Origin of the sequence: Sphingomonas natans, from assembly GCF_030546695.1 — a bacterium.
In the GTDB taxonomy this organism is placed as follows: Bacteria; Pseudomonadota; Alphaproteobacteria; order Sphingomonadales; family Sphingomonadaceae; genus Sphingomonas_I; species Sphingomonas_I natans.
This window is the reverse complement of sequence record NZ_JAUOTP010000003.1, coordinates 318,785-341,120: the sequence shown is the minus strand read 5'-3', so window position 1 is coordinate 341,120 and position 22,336 is coordinate 318,785. Positions and strand designations below refer to the sequence as shown.

At 61.9% G+C, this 22,336-nt stretch carries 24 protein-coding genes; 10 read left to right on the top strand and 14 right to left on the bottom strand.

All coding sequences use genetic code 11. The features are described 5' to 3' along the window. Positions 1–2,091, bottom strand: a complete 2,091-nt coding sequence (locus tag Q4F19_RS08360) for a helix-turn-helix domain-containing protein (protein ID WP_303541511.1) — start codon at positions 2,089–2,091, stop codon at positions 1–3. Positions 2,092–2,319: 228 nt separating this feature from the next. Between Q4F19_RS08360 and Q4F19_RS08355 the strand changes: the two genes are divergently transcribed. Further along, positions 2,320–2,460: a hypothetical protein gene (locus Q4F19_RS08355; RefSeq protein ID WP_303541509.1), complete on the top strand. Its 141-nt coding sequence runs from the start codon at positions 2,320–2,322 to the stop codon at positions 2,458–2,460. Next, entirely contained in the window at positions 2,450–3,763 is a 1,314-nt protein-coding gene (locus Q4F19_RS08350; protein ID WP_303541507.1) for a DUF5623 domain-containing protein, read from the top strand. Before Q4F19_RS08355 ends, Q4F19_RS08350 begins: the two co-directional genes overlap by 11 nt. Positions 3,764–3,767: 4 nt before the next feature. Here the strand turns inward: Q4F19_RS08350 and Q4F19_RS08345 are convergent, their stop codons facing one another. Both Q4F19_RS08345 and Q4F19_RS08340 read right to left on the bottom strand, forming a co-directional pair. After that, positions 3,768–4,289: a hypothetical protein gene (locus tag Q4F19_RS08345; RefSeq protein WP_303541505.1), complete on the bottom strand. Its 522-nt coding sequence runs from the start codon at positions 4,287–4,289 to the stop codon at positions 3,768–3,770. A 14-nt stretch (positions 4,290–4,303) separates the two neighbouring features. Continuing rightward, the gene (locus tag Q4F19_RS08340; protein WP_303541503.1) at positions 4,304–4,762 is read right to left on the bottom strand and encodes a DUF4087 domain-containing protein; all 459 of its coding nucleotides are present in this window, start codon (positions 4,760–4,762) and stop codon (positions 4,304–4,306) included. Between the two features lie 219 nt (positions 4,763–4,981). Here Q4F19_RS08340 and rpsU point away from each other — a divergent pair, with 219 nt between their 5' ends. The 3 genes from rpsU to trxC all read left to right on the top strand — a co-directional run bounded on the left by rpsU (position 4,982) and on the right by trxC (position 6,406). After that, positions 4,982–5,182, top strand: coding sequence for a 30S ribosomal protein S21 (gene rpsU, locus Q4F19_RS08335; RefSeq protein WP_209516828.1), 201 nt, complete (start codon positions 4,982–4,984; stop codon positions 5,180–5,182). A gap of 180 nt (positions 5,183–5,362) precedes the next feature. Next, positions 5,363–5,953, top strand: coding sequence for an alpha-ketoglutarate-dependent dioxygenase AlkB (locus Q4F19_RS08330; RefSeq protein ID WP_303541498.1), 591 nt, complete (start codon positions 5,363–5,365; stop codon positions 5,951–5,953). Positions 5,954–5,962: 9 nt separating this feature from the next. After that, positions 5,963–6,406: a thioredoxin TrxC gene (gene trxC, locus Q4F19_RS08325; RefSeq protein ID WP_303541496.1), complete on the top strand. Its 444-nt coding sequence runs from the start codon at positions 5,963–5,965 to the stop codon at positions 6,404–6,406. A gap of 62 nt (positions 6,407–6,468) precedes the next feature. Here the strand turns inward: trxC and Q4F19_RS08320 are convergent, their stop codons facing one another. From Q4F19_RS08320 to Q4F19_RS08305, 4 genes are all read right to left on the bottom strand, one after another. Further along, positions 6,469–7,269, bottom strand: a complete 801-nt coding sequence (locus Q4F19_RS08320; protein WP_303541494.1) for a transglutaminase-like domain-containing protein — start codon at positions 7,267–7,269, stop codon at positions 6,469–6,471. 202 nt (positions 7,270–7,471) lie between these two features. Then, entirely contained in the window at positions 7,472–8,023 is a 552-nt protein-coding gene (locus tag Q4F19_RS08315; RefSeq protein ID WP_303541492.1) for a hypothetical protein, read from the bottom strand. 225 nt (positions 8,024–8,248) lie between these two features. Further along, on the bottom strand, positions 8,249–9,106 hold the full coding sequence (locus Q4F19_RS08310; protein ID WP_303541490.1) for a DUF2971 domain-containing protein: 858 nt from the start codon (positions 9,104–9,106) through the stop codon (positions 8,249–8,251). Positions 9,107–9,150: 44 nt separating this feature from the next. Beyond that, positions 9,151–10,437 carry a hypothetical protein gene (locus Q4F19_RS08305; protein ID WP_303541488.1) on the bottom strand — a complete coding sequence of 429 codons (1,287 nt, stop codon included), beginning with the start codon at positions 10,435–10,437 and terminating at the stop codon, positions 9,151–9,153. 286 nt (positions 10,438–10,723) lie between these two features. Between Q4F19_RS08305 and Q4F19_RS08300 the strand changes: the two genes are divergently transcribed. The 3 genes from Q4F19_RS08300 to Q4F19_RS08290 all read left to right on the top strand — a co-directional run bounded on the left by Q4F19_RS08300 (position 10,724) and on the right by Q4F19_RS08290 (position 13,470). Then, positions 10,724–11,281: an HNH endonuclease gene (locus Q4F19_RS08300; protein WP_303541487.1), complete on the top strand. Its 558-nt coding sequence runs from the start codon at positions 10,724–10,726 to the stop codon at positions 11,279–11,281. After that, a complete protein-coding gene (locus tag Q4F19_RS08295) occupies positions 11,278–11,916 on the top strand; it encodes a hypothetical protein (RefSeq protein ID WP_303541485.1) in 639 nt (212 codons plus the stop codon). Before Q4F19_RS08300 ends, Q4F19_RS08295 begins: the two co-directional genes overlap by 4 nt. A gap of 336 nt (positions 11,917–12,252) precedes the next feature. Further along, positions 12,253–13,470, top strand: a complete 1,218-nt coding sequence (locus tag Q4F19_RS08290; protein ID WP_303541483.1) for a phospholipase D family protein — start codon at positions 12,253–12,255, stop codon at positions 13,468–13,470. Positions 13,471–13,509: 39 nt separating this feature from the next. Here the strand turns inward: Q4F19_RS08290 and Q4F19_RS08285 are convergent, their stop codons facing one another. From Q4F19_RS08285 to Q4F19_RS08260, 6 genes are all read right to left on the bottom strand, one after another. Continuing rightward, positions 13,510–15,252, bottom strand: a complete 1,743-nt coding sequence (locus tag Q4F19_RS08285; RefSeq protein WP_303541481.1) for a DUF2326 domain-containing protein — start codon at positions 15,250–15,252, stop codon at positions 13,510–13,512. Continuing rightward, a complete protein-coding gene (locus Q4F19_RS08280) occupies positions 15,252–15,494 on the bottom strand; it encodes an ABC-three component system middle component 6 (RefSeq protein ID WP_126849339.1) in 243 nt (80 codons plus the stop codon). Before Q4F19_RS08280 ends, Q4F19_RS08285 begins: the two co-directional genes overlap by 1 nt. After that, on the bottom strand, positions 15,491–16,546 hold the full coding sequence (locus tag Q4F19_RS08275; RefSeq protein WP_303541474.1) for an ABC-three component system protein: 1,056 nt from the start codon (positions 16,544–16,546) through the stop codon (positions 15,491–15,493). The genes Q4F19_RS08280 and Q4F19_RS08275 overlap by 4 nt, the downstream gene beginning before the upstream one ends. Beyond that, positions 16,543–17,703 (bottom strand): tyrosine-type recombinase/integrase, encoded by a 1,161-nt coding sequence (locus tag Q4F19_RS08270; protein ID WP_303541960.1) that lies wholly within the window; start codon positions 17,701–17,703, stop codon positions 16,543–16,545. Before Q4F19_RS08270 ends, Q4F19_RS08275 begins: the two co-directional genes overlap by 4 nt. A gap of 176 nt (positions 17,704–17,879) precedes the next feature. Beyond that, positions 17,880–18,050, bottom strand: a complete 171-nt coding sequence (locus tag Q4F19_RS08265) for a hypothetical protein (protein WP_303542005.1) — start codon at positions 18,048–18,050, stop codon at positions 17,880–17,882. Between the two features lie 179 nt (positions 18,051–18,229). Then, positions 18,230–19,429 (bottom strand): ATP-binding protein, encoded by a 1,200-nt coding sequence (locus tag Q4F19_RS08260; protein WP_303541472.1) that lies wholly within the window; start codon positions 19,427–19,429, stop codon positions 18,230–18,232. Between the two features lie 522 nt (positions 19,430–19,951). Here Q4F19_RS08260 and Q4F19_RS08255 point away from each other — a divergent pair. Both Q4F19_RS08255 and Q4F19_RS08250 read left to right on the top strand, forming a co-directional pair. Continuing rightward, positions 19,952–20,776 carry a hypothetical protein gene (locus Q4F19_RS08255; RefSeq protein ID WP_303541471.1) on the top strand — a complete coding sequence of 275 codons (825 nt, stop codon included), beginning with the start codon at positions 19,952–19,954 and terminating at the stop codon, positions 20,774–20,776. A 255-nt stretch (positions 20,777–21,031) separates the two neighbouring features. After that, the gene (locus Q4F19_RS08250) at positions 21,032–21,805 is read left to right on the top strand and encodes a GntR family transcriptional regulator (protein WP_303541469.1); all 774 of its coding nucleotides are present in this window, start codon (positions 21,032–21,034) and stop codon (positions 21,803–21,805) included. A 4-nt stretch (positions 21,806–21,809) separates the two neighbouring features. Here the strand turns inward: Q4F19_RS08250 and Q4F19_RS08245 are convergent, their stop codons facing one another. Continuing rightward, a complete protein-coding gene (locus Q4F19_RS08245) occupies positions 21,810–22,334 on the bottom strand; it encodes a hypothetical protein (protein WP_303541467.1) in 525 nt (174 codons plus the stop codon). Positions 22,335–22,336 lie beyond the last annotated feature (2 nt).

Below are 22,336 nucleotides of genomic sequence, written 5' to 3'. Positions count from 1 at the left end.
TCAGCCTTCCTCGCCGAGTTCGGTTGCCTCCATCAGCCGGTCTATAACCAGCTCGTTCCAGGCATCGCCTAGACGCGCATCGACGCGCTTGCGTGCCTCATCGAGGGCTGGGGTTTCCTCAAACCAGGTCGCCACCATATCGGCGATATCGTCGCGATAGCCGCCACCGCCGCCGTAGCGCGCGCGCAGATCCGACCAGAATTCGATCGAGCCGTCGAGGTAAGGCTTGAACGTGTTGCGTCCGACGCTGAGCGCACGCGAAAGGAACTCCTGCCGCCAGTCGGCAATATCTTCCCGCAGCGTCTCGATCAAACCCTTCACCTCGGGAAGCGCGGAGAATTTTTCCTCCAGTGCTTCGAGGCGGCCGGTTATCTTGAGCATGTGATCGTTGCTGCGCCGATTGGCGTCAGTCCGCACGCCCGTGCCGATCATGTGGAAGATCTCGAAATTATCCCAGGCGCCGCGTCGCGCGATAGACGCTGCGATTGAGCTCGCATGGCCAGACTTAATCTCGTTGATCAAAGTCTGGTGCGCCGGACGCGCGCTACTAGGCAAAGGGCCATAGGCCTTCGCCATCGCCAACGCCTCCGCGGCGATCGCCACTCGCGCTTGCTGAATGCGCGCAGCGTCCGCATTGGTCACCAAATCCTCGGACAAGCCGACAAAACGCGCGAGCCGCTCGACCTGGTACTGCCGAATGATCCCAACATGATCGTTGAGCTGGTCCCAGACCTTGGGCGCAGAATCTTCAATGGCATTGAAGAACAGGACCGGCAGCCGGCCAATACCCGCCTCGACCAGACTATCCTCCACCTGCGCGGCGCGGATTGCATAGCCATGTTCCACCGATTCCGGCGGCTCGCCGGAATCGTCGATGATTTTCATTGCCTGATCGCCCTGCGGTAGCACCAGCAGGACCACGCGCCGGCGCTCGATTGCGTCCGAGCCGAGCTCCGAGATTTGCTTCATGAGCTTCATCGGATCGGCGCCGGGCGCGTCGTTGAACCCGCAACACAGCACAGTGAGCGTGCGCTGGTCGTGCATGAGCGCCTGAAGATCGGACCGCTCAGTCGTGACGTGCATGCCCTTGGTGTCGATGATGCTGAGATCATACGGCGAACGCCGAACCGCCGATTCGGGCACAAACACGGTGACGCGCTGGGGAATTGAAAACCGGGAATCCTGCCCATAATTGATCGCGGTTATGTTCCTGGAGAGCCAGTTTAGACCGTCCTCGTTGGTCTCCGACAAGATCAACTGGGTTTCAGTGCGCTCGCCGAGCCGCATGCGATTGATGATCTCTTCGACGACATCATCTTGGACGCCGCCGGCCGCCGCGATCATCGCAACGATCGGATCGATCTGGTTGCGGATGTCTTCCGGATTCTTCCTCTTCTTGAGGTCCGCCATGTTGCGGACCGCACGATCGAGCTCGGTCGAGATGCCGCCCTTATTCTCGGCGGTCGCGCGCACCATTTCCGCCACGAGCAGGCGTATTTCATCCTCGCTCTTCGGTTCGACCGCGATACCGTAGGCAGGAGCAATACGAATAACGACCTCACTGGTCGTGGTGCGGCCTCCGGTCGCTGGAAAGACCGGCTGCGGGATCCCGTTCTTTCCCGGGATCATCAGGTTGGTGAGGTTGGACAGCGCCGTGGTCTTGCCGACGCCGACCGTGCCGATCCATGCCATCGCATGATCGGTCTGACCGAGAAACGCCGCCGAGGACTCGATGTTCGTGCGGATTAGGGAGAGCGGCACCGCGAGAAGCGCGTCATATTCAGGACTGCGCTCAAAGGCTTCGAGCCGCTGAAGCGCTTGCTCGCCCGCCCACAGCCCCTCGCGATCGGGGTGGAGTACGGTGGGGCGCTCGGACAGCCTCCAATCGCGCGCGTAGAATTCGAGAATATCGCGGCTTGCCGGCGTGCCGATCGCGTCGAGGTAGCGGCGTGCCATGGTTTCGTCGGTCGATTCGCTGCGCTCAAGTCGCGAGATGACGCTTCCGCTAACCGACAATCGCTCCGCCATCGCGGTCTGCTTGAGCCCTGCATCCTCCCGAGCCCGCTTTAAAACCAGAGTGGGAATCGACATCGCAATCTCCTCGTATCGCGGGTTGCTATTGCACGCGAACAACACGCGCGCAAGGTAGTATGCAAACTTGCAGAAATCATGTCTGCACGATTGCGGCGACTGATTTGATGGCTTCTGCGCCGGACGCGCAGCCGGGCGCTGGTCGTTCCGCAAATCATGTCAGGCGGTTTCGCCGCGATTGAAATGAGGCGGCCGCCGCGCTATACCGAGTGCGCTCTTGGCAGGAGCATGGCACTCGCCGTTCCAAAGCTGCTGGCAGCACTGTCGTTGATCGTGACACGACCCTTTCAACAGGATTTTTCCGGCTTGAGAGGCGGTTGGCGAGTGACGCTTGCGACTTCAAGCCAGGAGAAAGACCATGGTGATTGACGATCTGCGTCCGACGACCCTCGATGGCGTCAAGAGTCTCGCCGCCCAGCTCAGCAAAGAGCGGGGCATCCAGCATCTAAAGGCCCTCGATTTCGCGGCGCGCGCAGCGAATTGCGAGAATTTCAAGCATGCCAGGCACACCCTCCCCGCCCGAGGAACTGGCTTACAACATCCCTATGTGCTGCTGACCATTTACTGGACCGACAAGGATCGGAGATGGCAGGCGGGACGCGAGACGCTCCGCATCGAGCTCGCCCGCCCAATCCTTGACACCTGCAACCGCGCTTTGCTGAAGGAGGTACGCGGCTTCGGCAATCTGCGCATGGCGGCGCCCGATCATTTCGTTTGCGATACGATATCGCCGAACCAGGACTATGCCCGCGAGCGGCTGACGACGGCTGAGCGGTCGCTGCGCTTCATGGAGCGAACCGGGCTGATGCCCACGCGCGACTTCCGCCGCGCGTATCCGAACCGCCAGGCCGACGACAAATTGCCCGGCAACGACCACTCGACCGACTGGGTCGATCCGGCGACCGGTCAGTTCATTCTCGTCGACGAACCCTATCGCCGCGCGCCCGATGATGCCGAGCGTGCGGACTGGATGGCGCGCACCGGATGGCGGGTCACTAAGACGAGCTGGCCCGGCATGTATTATCCGCACAGCTGCGAGCTCCATGTCGCGACTGATGTGCGAACCGGCTACGATTTCGATGGGCTTGTCGCGAAGATCGAGGCGATGCCCGCCCCGCTCCTCGCCAAAGACTGGGCCGGCGTAACCGCCGCCGGTTGGGAGACTTTCGTCAGCCCGATGGCGAAGACGCCGCAGGATCATCGTCGCGCGCGCTGCCGAGGTACGATCTACCCGTCGGCGACCAAGACGTCGGTCCCCTACAGCTACAATATGGGCTGCGACCGACGGCGGCCGAATGGCACAATGCCGGTCGAGGGGCATATCGACGTTGGCAGCATCATCAAAGCGGTGCTCCGAACGGGCCACCGACCCTACGGCGCCTATCGCCGGCTCAATTCGCTTCGCTCGACGCTCGAAGACTGGTTCAGTCTCGAAATCGGGCGCGGACAGATGGAAGGCCCGGAATTCTTCGACGTCTATTATCACGAGGGCGAAAGCGAGAACCCTTATGTCGAGCGTGCGAGCTCGAAAGACGGCGTCCTCGGGCTGCTCGCCGAGCTGAAGGCGAAGCTTCAGGCCGCCTATCCGGATAGCGCGCCGCTGCGTGCCGAACTACATCTCGTCACCACGTCGATCAGGCTGGTCGAGCGGATGAAGCCGGGCGCGGATTGACCGGTCAGGTCGGCGGCGCGCCTGACAGCACGTCGTCCGGCGCTGGCTCGACGCCATCGGGCATGCAGAGCGTCTTCACATCCGCCTCGAGCGCGGTGAGCGCATCGGCGACCTGTTTGAATTCGGGCAGCGGATAGCCGTCGGGCCACTGATAGCGAAAATAATGCTTCGCATAGGGTTCGCTCAGATGGTGGACGATGCCGTGAAGATGCGGAGCGTCAGTCTCGAAGCCCTGTGCCTCTGCTTTCTCAAGAGCGCGCTCGATATTGTGCCCGATCGTGTCGCGCAGATGCCTGTCGCTGGGCTCGCCGCCCTTCGCGACATAGGCTGCCTTCAGGAAGAGCTCAAAGCTCAGCCCGGCCAGATGGTTGATCGAGAGCGACAGTGGACCGTTGAACACGAACAGGTCTGGATCTTCCGGGCTGGCCTCCTCGGCCTCGTCTTTCGCCCATTCCCACAGGCGGATTGCGCCCATGCCGTGTGATCGCCCGGCGGTATAGAGCTTATAGGCATAGGCTAGGCTCATCCCACCCGTCTCCGTCATGGTTTGGGAAGGCGGCGATCGGCTCGACACCGCTCCAGGGGCACGGGCCTAGCCGCATAGAAATGCGTGACCAACATGGTTGAGCGGTCAACGCTCACCGTCATGCACGCACAGCTATGACCATGCGGTCCGTTGATCGCTACCCAGCCCTTCGCAGACATATCCGGCAAAGCATCGAGCCCTTCGGCCTGGTAGCCACCTTGTTGAGCAAGCGTCCACTGACCCTGCGCGTCATCAAGTTCGAAATTTCCGGGGGTGACGTTGACGAACCATCCGCAACGCGTTTCCAGCGTCGGAGCGAGCTTGGCGGACGAGGCCCGGGCCGGCATCGCCGACCATGCCAGAAAAGAGAGAGCTGCGCCGATAGAACAGGCCGAGATTAGTTTCATGACGGCGTCCCGCGAACGGCGCGCTAGCTGAAAATAGCGTGGCCTTGCCAAGTCGATAATGCTCATGATGACCCGATGAAATGGTGTGTTCAAGACATGACCCGACATCGCCTCGTCGGCTGCTATCGACGAAAGCGTCGATAACCGTTGTGCGGCTCGAGGTTGAGCGATCGGCCCGGCCAGCGCCCCCCTCCCGACGCTCGATCACACCTTAGCTTGCTATCCTTCAGCCTATGATGGCATCGGCGTCCTACAAATCGACCAGATACGTGAAAGCCAGTCAGCATGCAGATCATCGTCCGCGACAACAATGTCGATCAAGCTCTGCGCGTCCTGAAGAAGAGGCTGCAGCGCGAGGGCGTCTACCGCGAGATGAAGCTCCGCCGGCACTACGAAAAACCGTCAGAGAAGCGCGCCCGCGAGCGCGCTGCGGCCATTAGCCGCGCCCGCAAGGCCGACCGTAAGCGTGCCGAACGAGACAAATGATCTCCGGCGCGATTTGCGATATTCGCCGAATTCCCGTTATTCACTGCCCAGTGAACAAGCGCACGGCTGAGCGTCGGGCGTCCGATCGGCCGAGACAGATCGCTGCCGCCGCGATGTTCACGGCTCGCGTGCTCGGCCGAGAGGCTTTCCGGGAGCGATGACCGATCCCATATTCGCGGGATGCCCGCCGCCTTTGCAGATCTCTTCGATACCCCGCTCCTTCCCGGCTTGGCGGCAGCGGATGGTTTCCTGAGCGAGGCTGAAGAACAGGCGTTGATCGCTCATATCGACGCGCAGACGCTGGAGCCCTTTCGGTTCCAAGGCTGGCTCGGCAAGCGCCTGACGACATCGTTCGGCTGGTCCTATGATTTCGATCGCGGCGCGTTCGATCAGGCCGATCCGATCCCGGAGTGGCTGAAGTCCGTCAAAGCGTGCGCGGCTGCGTTCGCCGGTCTTCCCGACGACGACCTCGTCCAGGCGCTCCTCATCCGCTACGATCCGGGCGCCGGCATCGGCTGGCACCGCGACCGCCCGGTGTTCGAGCATGTCGTCGGCGTCTCGCTTGGCGTGCCCGCGACAATGCGCTTCCGCCGGCGCCGGGGTGCCGGGTTCGAGCGCGTCTCCGCGCCGCTTGCGCCACGGTCGGTCTATCACCTGAGCGGCGAAGCGCGGCACGAGTGGGAGCATAGCATCGCCGAGATGGAAGTGACGCGCTGGTCGATCACGTTCCGCAGCTTTTCGGAGCGTGGGCGGCGCGCGCGCGACAGTTAGGAGAAGCCCATGGCAACGACATCGACCGACGCCCTGATCGTCGCCTGCCCCCATTGCGCGTCGCTCAACCGCGTGCCGCGCGAGAAGATCGGGGCGGGCACCTGCGGGCGCTGCAAGAACGCGCTCTTTGCCGCCAAGCCGATCACGATCACCGCCGCCAATTTTGATGCCCATGCGTCCCGGTCCGACCTGCCGCTGCTGGTCGATTTTTGGGCCTCATGGTGCGGTCCGTGTCGGCAGATGGCGCCCGCGTTCGAAGCTGCCGCCAGGCAGCTCGAGCCGTGGGTGCGGCTTGGGAAGCTCGACACCGAAGCCGAGCAGGCCATCGCCGGCCGCTATGCTATCAGGTCGATCCCGACGATGATCCTGTTTCGCAAAGGGCGTGAAGTCGCGCGGCAGTCCGGCGCAATGCCGGAGCGGGCGATCGTGGATTGGGCGCGCAGCGCGATCTGACCTGCGCGTAGAGCGGAGACAGGCCTGTTGGCCCCGTCGCAGGCTTCCTTGTCAGACGAAGCCTAGGAAGCGACGAGCGACCGCAGCGTCTCGGTGATGGTCGCGCGTTGGGCTGGATCGCGGGTTACCTCCAGCATGGCGGCCAGGCTGCTGCGCGCGCTCGCGACATCGTGGTCGACGAGCTCAAGCCGCGCGCGCTGCCACCAGCCATGCCCATAGTCGGGCGCAAAGTCGGTGATCCGCTCGTAGATCTCAAGCGCACGACGTCCTCGTCCGGCGTCCTCGGCTCGCGTGGCCTGATTGAGCAAGAGCCTCACCAGGATCGCTCTGTTGGGCATCGCCGCGACCTGCACGACATTCGTGCCCGGCTGCACAGACGCCGACACGAGCGAGACGATCTGCTCCGGTTGGACGAGCACGCCGCCCCGAAAGGGGTCGATCACCGCTGAATCCGCCTCATCGCCGATCAGAACCAGCACATGCCGAGGAAGGTCGAGCACATTCGCGGTCCAGCCGAGCCGTCGCGCCGCAGCGACGTAGAGGATCGACAAGCTCACCGGCAGACCACGTCGACGGTCGATCACGCGGATCATGTCGGCGTTCGCCGAATCGTCATACGTCTCGCGATCACCGATGAAGCCGAACTCGCCGTTGAGCACGAGCGACAGGGCATCGGCCCGTTCGTGGGCCGTCTCGGCATGGGGTGCTTCCGCCTCGAGGCGTGACGCCACCAGCCGCAGAAGCGAATGATAGGGATCCAGGTCCGTTTCCGGGTTATCGGGAAGCGCCAGCGCGAGCGCCGCCTCATCGAGAACGATGGCCTCTTCGTCGACGAGGCCGAGCTGAGTGAAATCATCTTCCATAAGGGGAATATGGTGATGACGCCCGGCTTCGCAAACGAGGCGGCGTTGCCTCGACCGCGCCCGTTCAATCTTCGAACGCGAGCGATCATGGAAGGCGCAACGCACGCCGGGAGGATCTTTGTCGAAATCCGATAGCCGCAGACGGGACCGCGCCCAAGGCTGCCGTCCGCCTTTGCCTTATTCACTGCGCATCGAATAAGATTCAGAAATTGCCGGCAAGCGCCAAACGCACATCCGGAGCTATCGTATAAACGGCTTCGCGCTGCGCCCCTCGATTGGGATGATCGACACGATAGCCCTGGTAATGACGATGCAGCAATCCAGCGCGCACCAGGTCAGACACCGCCCGGCTAACATTCGTCCGTCCGGATCGAAGGATGCGCGCCTCAATCTCCTCATCTTGCTGCTGAGCAAGATCACCCTCGGTTTCTGAAACGTCCGCCTTTGCCATCAGCTCCGACCGAACGGATGCGATCATGGCGGTACGGCGACAGTCGCGATTGGCCAGCGGCGCTAATGCCTGACAGAGCCAGTCGCGGACCGGAACCTGTTCGGCTTCGCTTCGAACATAAGGTCCGAGATTGCCATTCTCTCCTGCGGCCTTCGCGATCAGGTTGAGGATGAGCAAGACATATCTAGGACGTTTCGACACCTGCGAAACCCGCTCGACAAGATCCGGCAGCGCGACGACTGGCGGCACCACAGCCCGCGGGGCTGGTTCGATCGGATCGAAGAGGTCGGTTTGGTGGAACACAGCGTGAATCTAGCACAAGCGATTCCGCTGTGAATCCCCCTAAATCAGCCGGTTCAACAAAAATCACCAGTGTCACTTTACCCGCGCGGTAAAGTGACACTGGTGACACAGTTCCAATATCGCTGGCCGCGCTTGCAAGTCAGACAATGACGCAAATCGCATTGCAAACAGCCCAGAAGCTGTTTGGCGAGAACAGCATCATCGGTGTCACCGTGTGATCGGATCTTAGCTCAGGGGAGACCAGAGTGCCCCTGTGACTTTGGAGAACACCGCCGAGCTGTCACCCCAGTCTTGTGAGCCCGCGATCATCTCCGCCGCGCCCTGGAAAGGCTCGAACCGAACATCATAAGATCCGCGCCGCTTGCGACCGATCAAGCAGCCCTCCAGCTCAAAATCATTGACGATCCGATGAACCTCATAGGGGTTCGCTGAGATCCCGAAACAGATCTGGGTGACGCTTCCCTCGGGTAAATGGAACGCGTGCATCGATGAGCCGTCGTCGCGCCGCACCACCGTGAAGGTGCCGCTCTCGTTCTCTGGCTGGTCCTCATCGACGCCGCGCAGACACTTCACCACCCGAACTTCCTCCTCATACGCCCAACAAAGCGGCTTGGAGAGAAACAGGCGCTGCAGCTGCTGATAATAGTCCACCCGGAAATTATAGAGCTCGCCGACAACGACCCCGGGACCCGAATTGGGCGTGTCCGCATATTGGCTCATATTCGGATTGTTCAGGTAGATGACGCTGCCGAAATGCGCGGGAATTGCGTTCGTGTCGGTATTCAGAAAGCCGGCCGTGCCCACATCGATCTCGATCACGGCGCCGCGATGCTTGTCGGCATAATGCGCCCACATCAGCGAGTTTGTCGCCGTGCGGGTCAGTGAGCAAACGCCCATATATTGTGCCCATATGCTACCCTTCAGGCTGGCTGTCAGCGAACCGAAAAATCCATAGTCCTGGACGTCGGGCGCTGTGGGAAAGTCAAACGGATCGTTCAAATCCTTCGGCAGGGAAAACCCCATCGTGTTGTGCTCGAGCACAGCCTTCAGGCTGGCGAGGCTCATATATTTGTAAAGGCGCATCGACGGCTCAACTCCTCAGCCGGCTCATATCACAGATGAGCCGTCTAAGGGTTCGCAGCTGCCGCTGCCTGCTCCGCCGCGACGTCGGTCATCAGGCGACAACCGGGGAAACTGAGGTAGGCGGTTCGATGCAGCCAGCTCTGATATTGCCCCTCGAAACCGATCGCATCCAAGATGATGCGGGTCACGATTTCCCGCGCCCAGACGATATGATCGAGCAAGCGCGCGTCTTCAGGCCCTTGGTCTGGCGCGACGCCCGTATGTACGATGACATTGCGCGCGTTAGCGCTCAGCCAGCCGATGGGCAGGTCTGCCGTGTGGATGCCTCTATCTTCCAGGAGAAAATCGAGCTTGTCCCGCAAGGAACGACGGTTGAGCTCGCCGACCTTGCCACCCATCGCGGATGGAGCATCAGGGTCCGCCTTCAGGAACTTGCGGACGCGCTTCTTCAGCTCGTGAAACACGGCAGGGTCGTCGACAAACAAGTCGGGAAGATTGGACCGCGCGATGATGCTTTCCAACGCGCTCATGGCATTGGTCAGCCGCGACTCCCGATAGGCGACGGGTGCCGTCATCCAGCGGATGGCCGGATCGAGGCGCTCGATCGCTTCCGGTCGCTCCTCGAAGGAGCGCACGGCGCAATCGAAGATCTGCCGCATGAAGAGCAGGTCAAATGGCGCCATATATGGCAAGGACGTTCTGCCTCGTTGAACGACGCGGAGCGTCATCACCCCATCCCGCACGCGCTGCTCATAGATTGGAACGAGGTACACGTCGCAGGCGAGCGACAGGACGCGCTCGAGGTGGATGAGAAACCGTTCGCTCTGGTCCCACCAGCTTTGGCTCTCCGAGCCGTTGGCATGGATCGCCAGAATGGCCTGAGGCGCCTGGTCAGCACCCTCTCGGTAGCCCGTGAAAACCAGCCGCCCCAACGGGGTTTGGCGCTCAATGCCGTGGATGGTCGCCAGCTTCCGGAAAAACCAAGCGCGCATGTCATTGTGGTCGGCACGGGCGTCCCGACTGAACTCAGCAAGCCCGCAGCTTCCCTCAATTTCGGCCCGTCCCTCCGGGCGTGACCAACGGGACAAATGAAAGGTCTCACTCGAGAAGCGCCAACCATCGTCGGATGTGCCCACCAGCGTGAAAATCGACTGGTCGTCCAGCGGGCGACCCTGCGGCACGAACGGTGTCGCAGCGCGCGCTGGCGTGATCGGATCGAGGACCATCGTCAGATTGCCGTCGTCGTCGATGCCGGCGTCGAAGTCGACAGATGCTACGGCGCCGGGCGAGGACAAGGTGCCGTGAAAACGGATGGGATTGAGGATCGGCATAGCCCGACCATGTACCACGCAACGGCGTCGACGCTCAGCCCGCTTGGCGAGCAAGTCGGCCGCGAGGCTAGCCGCGAAAATAGTTTTGTGTGCTGACGCAGGAAGCAGAGATTTCTATATGCGTATTGGGCACAATAGCGGGGATTTTTGAATGGCGGAAAGAAAGGCGATACCGGCGGGAACGCGACTGCGCCTATTCTCGGACGCAACGGGCTTCTGCCAGAAACCCGACTGCCTGGAAGCCCTGTTTCCGGCGGAGATGGGGGGTGACAAGCACATCGCCGAAATGGCGCATGTCATCCCGCATGGCGATGCCGGTCCGCGCCATGAAGACCGGCCAGCTGACGATTTCGATCCGGACGCCTTCGAGAACCTGATCCTGTTATGTCCGACGTGCCATACGAAGATCGACAAGAACCCCGAGGCCTACCCGCGCGCTATCCTGCTTGATTGGAAGGCCAAACATCTCGGGCGGCTCGCACACAAACAAGGCATCCGGGCTTACGACGATCGCGAGCAGGCACGCGCAGCGGTCGCCGGCATCATGGCCGAGAACCGGGCCATTTGGGAAAAGTTTGCGCCGGAGGACGGCTCGGACTTCGAGTATGATCCGGAATCGGGCACCGCTGCGGCATGGGATCAGCGGGTGAGAAGCGTGATCCTTCCCAACCACTTTCGCGCCTTGGCGATCATCGAGGCCAATCTCGGCCTTGCCACCGAGGCGGAACGCCGCACCTTCGCTGACTATCAGGAGCATGTGCGCGGCTTGTCCGAGCGGCACATATGCGGCGTGTCCGGTCGCGCCATCCGCTTTCCGGGTGCCATGGAGGGGATGTTCGCGTGAACTGGCAGATCAAATATGCGCTCGCCAATTTCGCGAAGGAAGGCCGATCGCAGGCGGAGCATCTCGGCGGTGATGTCATTCGGATCGTAACCAAGGATCGACCCGACGTCGTCGCGGCGATCACGGCCTCCGAAACGGTCGATCAAGCGACGGCGGCCGGCTACCGAGACCATGTCGAGGGCCTCGATTTCCTCTGCGGTTACCGCGCGGAATGTGTCTGGGAGGGGGATGCGATCCGGTATTTCGAAGGCAACCGCGTTGGCTGGGGAAGTTTCGGCACGCTGCGTTCGGCGGCGCTCGATGGCGACGCCAACACCGCGCAGCACAAGGTCTACAAGTTTTCGGATCGGCTTCTTCGGCAATATGGCCCCGTGGTGGCGGTCGATCGGGATTTCGACCGCATTCACCGGGTCACCCTGCAAAACGGCGAGGTTCTGCGGATCGGGATGATAGCGGACTATGAGCCGACGGCTGACGAGGTACGGTCGTTGTGGGATCGCTTCGGCCCGGTCGACATCGTCTGGAACACCAACCCGAATGGGACGCCGCAGCCCGAAGCGAACGACGCCGGGAGAGAGCTGGGGTGCGAGGTGATGCTATGGGACGCGTTGAGAGAGCGCCTGGCGCGGCCATGATGTCGGCCGGTGAGATCGCGTCTCACCTCCTGGCGTCCTGCCCATCGCTGGAACATTTCGAGGCCTATATGTTCGGTTCGGCCGTGGCGGGCGTCGGGGCGGACATCGACATTTTGGTCATTGGTCCCGGCGGCGCGCTACTGTCCCAGGTCAAAAGCGAACTTCGTTGCGCTGGGGAAGCCTTGCCACTGCACGTTCTGTGCATGTCGCCGTCGGAAGCGCTCCACACACAGTTTGTAGCGAGGGAAACATGCGTGCCGCTCTCTCACCTTGCGGTGGCAGGCCGTTGAACGGACAGTCGGCGGACAAGGAAGCGGCCGAGCGTTGAGGGGAACGATGAAGATAGCGCTGCTCGATGCGAGAAAAACGCGATCTGTGCTGAAACGCCTGATCAAAGACTATGATGATATCCAGGTCGCGGTCGCCTGGGGCTATAATGGGAAGCTCGCTGATCTCCTGATGGAGAACAGCAGCAAATTCCGCTCGGTCACCTTTGGCCTCAACGGTTTCGCGACGTCGCCCGATCTGGTGGACCGCTTAATCGGCACCAGAAACGCGTTCATCGCCAAGGCGGATGACGGCATCTTCCATCCCAAGCTCTATCTGTTTCGGGCCCGCGGCAAGTCGGAGGCGATTGTCGGAAGCGCCAATTTCACGAAAGGCGGGCTCGGTCGCAACCATGAGGCGTGCGTCCACATCGAGGGACCCGCCGACAGCGACATTTTCGAGCAGATCCAGCGCGAGCTGTCTGGCTATGGCGTACTCAAGCAGCGCGTCACGCAGATGCTGGCGGACAGTTACCGGCGGCAATACGACGCGGCGCGAAAACAGCGTGGCCAGCGCGACCCGATCCTCCCTGACGACAAGAATGGCGGGAAGGGCTTGACCTCGCCGCTGGCGATGATGACCTGGAAGGCGTTCGCGGCCACCGCGAAGATCGACCCGCATCATAATTTCAGACGCCGGATGAAGCTGCTTCGGGAAATTCAGCGCCTGTTTGCGAGCGTGGAGCGATTCTCGGATCTCACGGCGACTGAGAGGAAGGGGATCGCCGGCACCCTCGGTAAATCCGAGAGGATCGCTGCAGGTCTCGCCATCCATGACTGGGGGTGGTTTGGATCGATGGGCGGCAATGGCGATTTTGCGGGCCTGATCGCAAGGCAGGAGCGCCAGCTCAGCGATGCGGTGGACTGCATTTCCCGAAAGGATCCGGTCAGCCGCGAGGAATTCGAGGAATATTGTCGCCGCTTCCGAAAGGCGTTCACGGATGCCGACGCCCATCATGTTGGGGAGTTTCCGACGGCGACGCGGCTGCTTGCCATGAAGCGTCCCGACACGTTTGTCTGCGCAAACGGTAAGAATAAGGGGAATTTGGCCGAGGCGCTGAATTTTGCTCCGACGACGCTCTCGCTGGCGAATTATTGGGATCGGATCATCGTGCCGATCCAGTCATCGCCTTGGTATAACGCACCTCGTCCCAGCGGAGGCGACGGCGAGCTGTGGGACTATCGCGTCGCTATGCTGGACACGCTCTACTATGACGAGGACGCCTGACCTGTTCCTCGATGAAATGGACCGGCATCGCGCGGCGCCCTAGTCGAAGCGAATCCCGAAGAGGCCGCCATCGGGTGTGTCCGAAAGCTCAGTTTCGAGGACATAGTTGGCGAAGCTGGCGCCGCTCTCACGCTCGGCTCGGACAAGTTCATCCGAGTTGAGAAGCGCCACATATTGGATGCCTGTGCTCTGCGAGAAGTCGGCGGCGATTTGCAGGGCGCGGGCGAATTGACGCCCGTCAACGGGCTCGAACAGGTGGCTGTCGTGGATGATGAAGCCTGGGCCTTCGCCGCGTCCTTTAGCCAGCGCGGCGAGGGTGAGGTCGAAGCAGAATACCTCCATGCTCATCACGCCGGCGCTGCCATCGGCGGGTGTCTGCGGGAGGAAACGCAGGCCCGTATCGGTCGCCGAAATGGCAAGCTGGCCAGGCTTCTCGTAGAGGCGTTCCGAGATCTCCGAGAAGGTACGGCTCGCTGTGTCGACGATCGTCGATCGCTCGCGGCGGTCCTGGCGCAGCGCGCGAACAGCGTCCTCCACCTCACGCTCAAGCGCCTCGGCACGTTCCTCGAGCTTTCGAGCCTCCTGCAGACGCCCCTCGAGCTGCTTGAGCTCGGACTCGCGTCCGGAAAGCTCATCGCGCAGCCGCAGGAGTTCGTCGGCAGGACCGCTCGCGCGCAACGACCGCGTAATGTCGCGGCGGCGCGCTTCGATCAGCTCGCGACGGGGCTGACGGGTGGCGATCCGCTGCTGCGCCGCGGCGATTTCGTTTTGCAGATGGGATTGCCGGTTCTCGAGCAACTTCTCGTGGAAGCGGTGGACCTCGTCGTAGCGATCGGTCACGAGGTCCGGGAACACGATCCTGGCCTCGTCAAACAGACGGGCGATGTCCGGCGCCTCGGTAAAGGTCTCGGCTTCCAGGAATCGCACGTTCACGTCGATCGCTTCCTGATCGATCACGTCGCCGTCGGACAGGTCGCGGAAGTCCTGGTTCAAGCCTGCGAGTTCGCGTTCCAGCTCGCGAAAGGCGGGTAGAACATTGAAGGCTTCGATGCGCTCGGCCAGACGATCGCGTCCGAGTTTAACCGAAGCGATCTGCGCTTCGATCTGAGCCTCAAGGTCGGCGCGTTTGGTCCCCTCAGCCGCAGCCTTATCCAGGGCCGCCAGCGCGGTCTGCGCATCCTTCGTCTGTTTGAGCGCCGCCTTTGACTGGTGCAGGCGGCGCACTAGTTCGGCGTCTAGGCCGAACAGGTGTGCGAGGGAGGTTTCAGCCGAAGCGGTCGACTGGTTGCGAAAGGTCCGGATCGGGCTGTCGAGTCCACCATCTCGCTTGCGGCGCGCAAAATAGCTGACGAGCTGCCGGTACGAGACATCGCCGTTGCCACGCTTCTCGCGGAGCCCGAACCACTCTTCGCCAAGCCGTTTACACCATTGGGCGTTCTGGATGCGATCCACCCCGGTCTTGGCGGAGCGGATGAAGACCTGTTTGGCGTTGGCGACGCTACGCGTGACCTCGATCCGTTCGGCGCCGACATCGACGTCGAGCGAAAAATTCCATTCGGCGACGGCGGCCGCCGCGAGGGCACCCTCGGCTTTGCCGCCGAGAAGGAAGTGGATCAGATCGATGGTGCTCGACTTGCCGGCGCCGTTGCGGCTGCGCCTCTCGCTGGCGCGGCTGCTGTCTGTGTCGCCGCCGTCGGCTCGCGTCGCGAGGATGATGTTAAGGCCGGGCCGGAAGGTCAGCGACCTGAAGCCGTCTCGATCCGCTGTGAGGCGGTGCAGCATCACTGCGCTCCGGCACGGCGACGGATCAACCCGTCGTCGCCGAGCGAAACCAGCTTCATGAGGAAAAGCAGATCGATCGCGAGGATGAAGAAGGCGTAGGAGACCGGGCGAGCCTCCTGCTGCTTGCGAAATTCATCCCAGACGCCGGAAACCGTGCGCGGAGATCCGAGCCCGTCGAAGACCTTGCCTGCCAGCGTGAGCAGGGCCCGATCCGGACTGATATTCTTCGTTGGAAGAATCACGGCACAACGCTCACAACTGGAATCTCAAATATCTGGCACGTCACGAAAAAGCGGGTCACGATCGCCAAAGCTGCGGTGTCGCGCTCCGCTTCGCCCGTGCCGCCGCCTGCGAAGATCACCATTTCCCTGAATGTGTGATCGGGTTCAAGGCCGGAGGTGACGCATTCTGCGTAGCGCGCCTTGAACCCCTGAGCCATGCGTTCGGGTTCCTCGGGGTCGGGCTGGTCGCGGAGATACTCCTCGACTTTGGCGACGCCGGTCTGGCCGATCGACAGGAAGTGGCGCGTCGCATCGGATAGCGCATTGAAGGTTACCTTGGTCGCAAGATCGGCGGAAAGCGGTACGGGCTCGTTGGGATCGGTGGCGATGGCGCGACGGATCAGGGTGAGCGCTCGCCCGAGGTTCGCGTAGGTGATCCGCGCCATGTCGGTGGCCCGGGGCGCGCGGCCGTAAAGCCGTACGCGGTCCTCGGCCGGAAGGCTCTTGATCAGTTCCAGGATATCGGATCGCGTGAGCGACCCAGCCGGCACGTCGAGTTCCTCGGCGAGCTGCTCAATTTTGCGCACAAGTTCCGAGGGCAGCTTGTCGCGGTAAAGATTGACGACGAACTTCCACTCTCGAAGCCGAGTGCCCCAATGCGCCTTCGCTCCACGAAAATCCTCGTCGATTTTCGCGAGAGCGTCGTCGACGTTCGTCTGCCCGTAGCGCGGGCCATAGCACTGGTAGACCGTCCCGGTTGAGCTCCGGAAGCCATCGCACTTCAGGTCGCCGCGACGGCCCATAGGAATGGTGGGCGTGAAGTCCTCGTTCCAGAGCGCCTTCGCGACGGACTGAAACCGCGTTTCGAATGCGTCACCCTCAAGATCTTTGAGGTCCGATTCGGCGCGCAGCCGCTGCCATTCCCAATCAAACTCGTCCATTCGCGGTGTGCTCTCCCCGATACCGACGTATCGATCGAACACGGGACTGTCGAACGTTTCGGACGGTAAGCCGACCGCTCTTTCGGGGCCGGACCAAAGCGAGGCGCAGGCAATGATGCCCGGCGGCGTCATTCGAGTCGCCTCATCAGCCGGCCGACGGCGCCGGCCTCAGCGGCCAGGTTTCGATTGTACGCGAGGGGCATGCGTGGGCTCTTCCAGCGCAGAGCGTCCATGATGCCGGCCAGATCTTCGCCCGCTGCGAACAGGTCCTGGTTGAGCCCTACCCGTGTCGAGTGCGCGCTGATCCCCTTGAGCAGCCGCGCCAGGTCCTCGGCCGTCAGGTCTCCAAGCGCACCGCGGTCGAATGCCCGCTGGATGATCGACCGAAAGATCGGCCCGATCGAGCCGGGGTGTAAAGCTGCTGAACCAACATCATGTTCGACCCGGGCCGGCACCGCAGGCTTCGAGAGCGTCTTGCGCAAATCCCAACGCTCGCGGCTCGAGATACTGTCGATCCGCCGGCCCTTCACGGCAGCGCGGGCTTTGTAGCGCCGCACCTGCACTCGCCGAAACAGCGGGCCGGAGGCGATGTCGGCCGCCTCGGTCCACGCCGCGATCGCTTTCACGGAGCGCGGCGACAGGAAGGCGGTCGCCCCCTCCCCTTCCTGATCGCCCTTGCTACGGTGGATTTTCAAAAGCCGCGCGTCGGGATCAAGTGCCTCGACGATATGCTCGACGGCGACGGCAGTGAGCTCCGACGCGCGCAGACCGGTGTCATAGGCCACCGACAGCAAGGCGCGGTCGCGCAAGTCGGGCAGATCGCCATCACAGGCCTCCAGCAGCGCCGCGACGTTGATCCCGCGTCGCTTGTCCCGCTCGACATCGCGGACCGGCCCCTTGAAGCGAAGCGGCCGCGCCTGGGCCTGGGCGGTGCCCTTCTCCCGCCGAATGGCGCGCAGGCGCAGCTTGACCAGCTCGGCCTGCGTCGGGTCCTTAAGGTCGAGCAGCTGGTGGATCTTCGCGATCGACGCCTTGTAGCGCCCAAGCGAGGCAGGCTTCGCCCCCTGCCCTGCCCGGGAGTCGAGATAATCAGCAACGATTTCTGGGGACGCCGGCAGGGCTATCCGGTTGGTGCGCCGGCACCAGGCATCGAAGGCTTCAAGGTCGTTCTTCAGCGCCCGGATCGAATGCGGCGAACTCGCCGCCTGAAATGCGGCAATCAATGCCTCGTTGATGACGATGCGCGCGCCTGCCCGCATCTGGGTCGCCGTCCAGGCGATCTCCGGCATCGTCGCTACGGTAACGCGCGCATCCGCTGGCGCCGGAACGGGAAGCTGGCCGTTTCGAGGGGCATCGATCGGATCGGTCGCGTTCATTTCCACCGCCGCCGTGTAGCTCACCTTATAAAGAGGGGGCAATTCCGCTTATGTGATAACTGCAATTATCGTATGTGCATCAAGGCTTACTATTCGGGGCGATATTTGCTGCGCAGTAAATACGCACCATCTCGATTGCTGCGCGCTAACGTCAGCCGCACATCCGGCGCGATCGTATAGACGGCTTCGCGCTGCGCGCCCCGATTGGAATGGTCGATGCGGTACCCGTGATAATGGCGCGTCACCAGGCGCGCGAGCAACTCCTCCCACTTCCCGTTATCAAACACCTGATCGAGGGTCTCATATGGAAACCCCAGGCCCTGCAGCCGCGTTCTGCCCGCCGGCTTCGCCGGACCCGATTATCGGTAGCCTTTTTGGTAAGAGGTTCCCCTTTCCAGAGACGCTTGCCCAACGACTCTCTGAACTCGGCTGCGCGCATCTATTCCCCCTGCCCCGCCGCACCATCCGCGACCGGCATCGCTCTGCGCATGAACGCGCCGAACATCGGCACGGTGAACGCCGTCTCCCCGTAGCCCGGCGTGTAGATCATGCCTTTGGCAATCAGCGACGCGCGCACGGGTCCGAAGCTGGAAGGCTTGCGGCCGATATGATCGGCGATGGCCGTCGAGGCGAAGGGCCCCTCCCCCAGATCGGCCATCCCGCGCAGGTAGCGCTTCTCCGACGGCGTGAGCCGGTCGAAGCGGACACGGAAGAAACTGTCGTCGAGTGCGGCGATCGCGGTCGGGTGGGCGAGGTCGACGTCCGCTGCCGTAATCGGGCAAGCATCGGCCGCGTCCCAGCATTGCTTGCCCCATTCCTGCAGAAAATAGGGATAGCCCTCGGTAACGGCGAGGATCCTCGCGACCGCGTCCGGCTCGATGGCACATTCCTCCGCCTCGATCGGATGGACGATGGCGGAAGCGGCAGCGTCGTCCCCAAGCGGACCGATGCTGGTGAACAAAAACAGCCGCTCGGCATAAGACTTTGCCTTGCCCATTTGCCCGGCCAGTTGCGGGAGGCCGGCGGCGACCAACGTGATAGGGCGATCATTTTGGCGAGCGCGGTGAAGCGCCGTGATCAATGCCGCGAGCTCACGTTCAGGCACATATTGCAGTTCATCGATGAACAGCACGAGAGCCGTCTTGCGCTCCCCTGCCGCCGCCCCGGCGAGGTCGATCAGATCGATCAGATCGGCTTCGAGATCGCCGTTGTCAGCAACCCCTATCACGCCAAGGTTGAGCGAAGCCTCCAGTTCACCGTAGCTTAGCTTGAACGCCTTCACGAACCGGGCGAGCGCTCCCAGACCCCGCTTGGCCAGCGTCATCGCCGCCTGCCCGCGATCAAGCTTCAGCATGGCGGTGCGGAGCGCCGGAACCAGCATGGCGGGAAGCGACTGACCCTCTGGTGCCTCGATCGGCACGCTCAAAATGCCCTCGCCGTCCGCTGCCCGACGCATCGCGTTGAGGAGCACCGTCTTGCCAACCCCCCGCAAGCCGAGCAGAATCATGCTCTGCGCATGACGGCCGCTACGGATGCGGTCGAGCGCGATTGCAACGGTTTCGAGGACGTTCTCTCGGCCAGCAAGTTCGGGCGGTCGGCTACCCGCGCCAGGCGAAAAGGGATTGCGGCGTGGGTCCATTCTAAGCCGTTTATATAGTTCTAGGCGATTCGTATAGAACTATGTAAGTCGTCTATATCTCGCTTAATCCTGACCAGACGGACCTGCGCACGTCCGGACGCCCCGACCCCAAAAACCACAAGGCTTCATCAAGGCAGCGGTGAGACGGGCGTATGAGGAATCAATCGAGCTTACCGTCGTCGAGCAGGTCAGAGGGTGCGACGACGTCACCGCTGCAGCCGTCGTTTGAGCTCTGCTAAAGGCGGGCGACAAGCTTTCGATCGGCGCCGTCCGGTCGCTCGAAGTTGACCCGGCAGAGCGCAACTCCCGTCTCGAGAAAGGAGTCCAACCGCTAATCGAATTTTTCGCTGCCGCGCGGAGCCTGCGCGTCGGTGAATGTTACGCAACCTACTACCATCCACGTGTCGAAGCCGGGATCCTGACAGCGCTGAAAGGAGCTCCCGTTCCCCGCAGTCCTCGCCCAGAGAGCGCTTCGTTGCCCTGCTGGTATCGAAGCCGCACCTCGACCATGTCCCAACGCTGATGACGCTCGCTCATGATGAGTGGTCAAACTCCCGTCGCCGCTACGAAGAAGACGATCATTTCCCTATCGCGCCTCGGGCGATCGCGCCCTTGGCAGCCCTGAGCACCCTTCCCGAGGGCGCCCTTGAGCGGCTCGACGCGCTTGCGATTGATACCACCGACCCCAAGCTTCGCTACGACTTCTTTCAACTACTCGTAACGCACGGCGGAAAGCCGATGCAAAAACGGCTGTTGGAACGCGCCTGCGCCCCGGGCCGGCAAGCGGCGGCCCACGCGCTCGTATTCAAGTCCAGGAGCCTCGACCCGACCGTGGTCTTAGCGATCGACGTGGAGACGGCCGCAACGCGGATGCCGAGTGTAGCGGCACCTCTCGTGCTAGTCGTCGCCCACCGTGGCTCAGATCAATTTGTGCTCGAGTTCGCTCAAGTGCTGGCGGACCGCTCCACTATGCGCAAGCAACAGGTGGGACCCGCTCTTGAAGCTCGTAGAATCTCTTATTTGGCCCCCAGTGAATATCGACCGCATATCGAATATTCGACGAGATCGCGATATTTACTGTCCAGCAAATTTTGGCCAAAGATCGTGGGGCCTGCGCTTGGTCCGACGCGCGCGCTGAGTGAGCTCCGTTTTCACCAGAATTCCAGTTTCAGCGGCTCGATGAAACATCAAATTCAGTGGAATTTTGAACCCACAGAGATCAAATTCCTTTTGCAAGTGGATCCTTACGCGAACGGAAACGAAACAACGGCTCCCTCGTACCGCCTCACCGGCGCTGAACGCGAGGCGGCAGTAACGCCAACCACGATCCGTTCATCGAGGCTTTAACATACCTGAGGCAGTCTCGTACTACCATGATCGTGGTTGTGGGAGAGCGTCCGTTTGGCTTTTATGCGAGCATGCACGCTGGCACGCGACGTACGACCAAAAACTAGAGAAGGGCTTTCCAGCCTAAATATGCGGACGTTGAAGATGTAATTTACGATCCTGGGGGCTCTTATTGATGCGAAGCGCCAGATATAACTCCTTCAACATACTTCTCATCATTATAAATGAATTCGAGTCGCCGAGAGGAGACCGAGATTGACCAAGAAGACCGCGATTGCCTATCTTTTTCTTCGGCGCAAGATTCTAGATCTTGCAATAAAGCCGGGATCCCAACTGCGCGTGGGCCAAATCCAGGACCGCCTTGATATGACGCGTCCTCCCGTCCTGGACGCGCTGATTTGGCTTCAGGCGGAAGACTACCTCCAAAACGATCACAACCAGGCTTTTTTTGTAAAGGACTGGGGAGCCGACGAGATAAAACAAACCTACGAGCTAAGGGCCATGTTCGCTGAGCATGCTGCCTCGTGCTGGAGCCAAAGGGCCGACGATCAGTCGATCGCCAACCTCCAGAAGGCCATTTTCGCCGCGGAGGGCACCCTGGACGCTGAGCTATTCGATCCGGAAGAGTTAACGCTCAGCTTCCGGGCCTTCGACCGGACGCTGATAGACCTTCAGGAATTGACGTTACTTGCCAAACTGCATCGGCAGGTAACCCCGCCAGCGCAGTTCCGGCGGACCATGCGAATGCTCAACAAGGACAATTTCGCCGAAGCGCTGCTCGGCCGCCAACGCCTCCTCGAAGCTATAATCCGCAGGGATGTAGCGTGGGCCCGGTCGATTGCGCGGGCGATGATGCTGTTCCTGCAACACCGGCACCTCGATGGGCTGGCAGCCAACCAAGACCGATTCATGGACGACTGGCTCACCGCAGCCGATCTACCATCGATCCACGCAGACGTGGTCTGGGGCGACGGGCGTCCCGACCTTGAGAACAGCACGCTTGCGACATTGCGGCCAAAGGCGTTCTAGCCCGCTACCATTCCTTTGTTTTCTCCGACGCAGGCCTCAGTTTTGGCCGCTTTCGGCCCGACGCGCCGGCTATCGTCTGCGCGACCCGGGTATAGGAGACGGGTCGGACACCGTCGCGCGAAGGGAGCTGACGAAGGTCGTAAAGCCCATCCGCGTAACGCTCCGCCACGAGCTGGACGACCTGGCCCGCGACCGCGCGATACGGACGCAACCAGAGGACGCGGCTGGCTTCGATCGCCTTTCGGAGGCCAGTCAGATTGCGTGCCAGACGGGGCATGTTGCGGTCGTGGGCGCCTAACCCGATTACCACCAGCTTGAACTCTGCCGCCGGCGCGGGCCACGACATGGCATCCGTACTGCTCGCGCCGGCCCGTGCCTGAACCGCGCACGGGCCGATCATCCGGATCAGCGCTGGCGCCATGCCCGAAATGTTTTCGTCGCCGATCAGCAGACACGGAGGCGCCTTGCCCGCTGCATCGACCGGAGAGGACGCGAGGAGAAGAACCAGAGCCAAAAGCCGATGTCTCATAA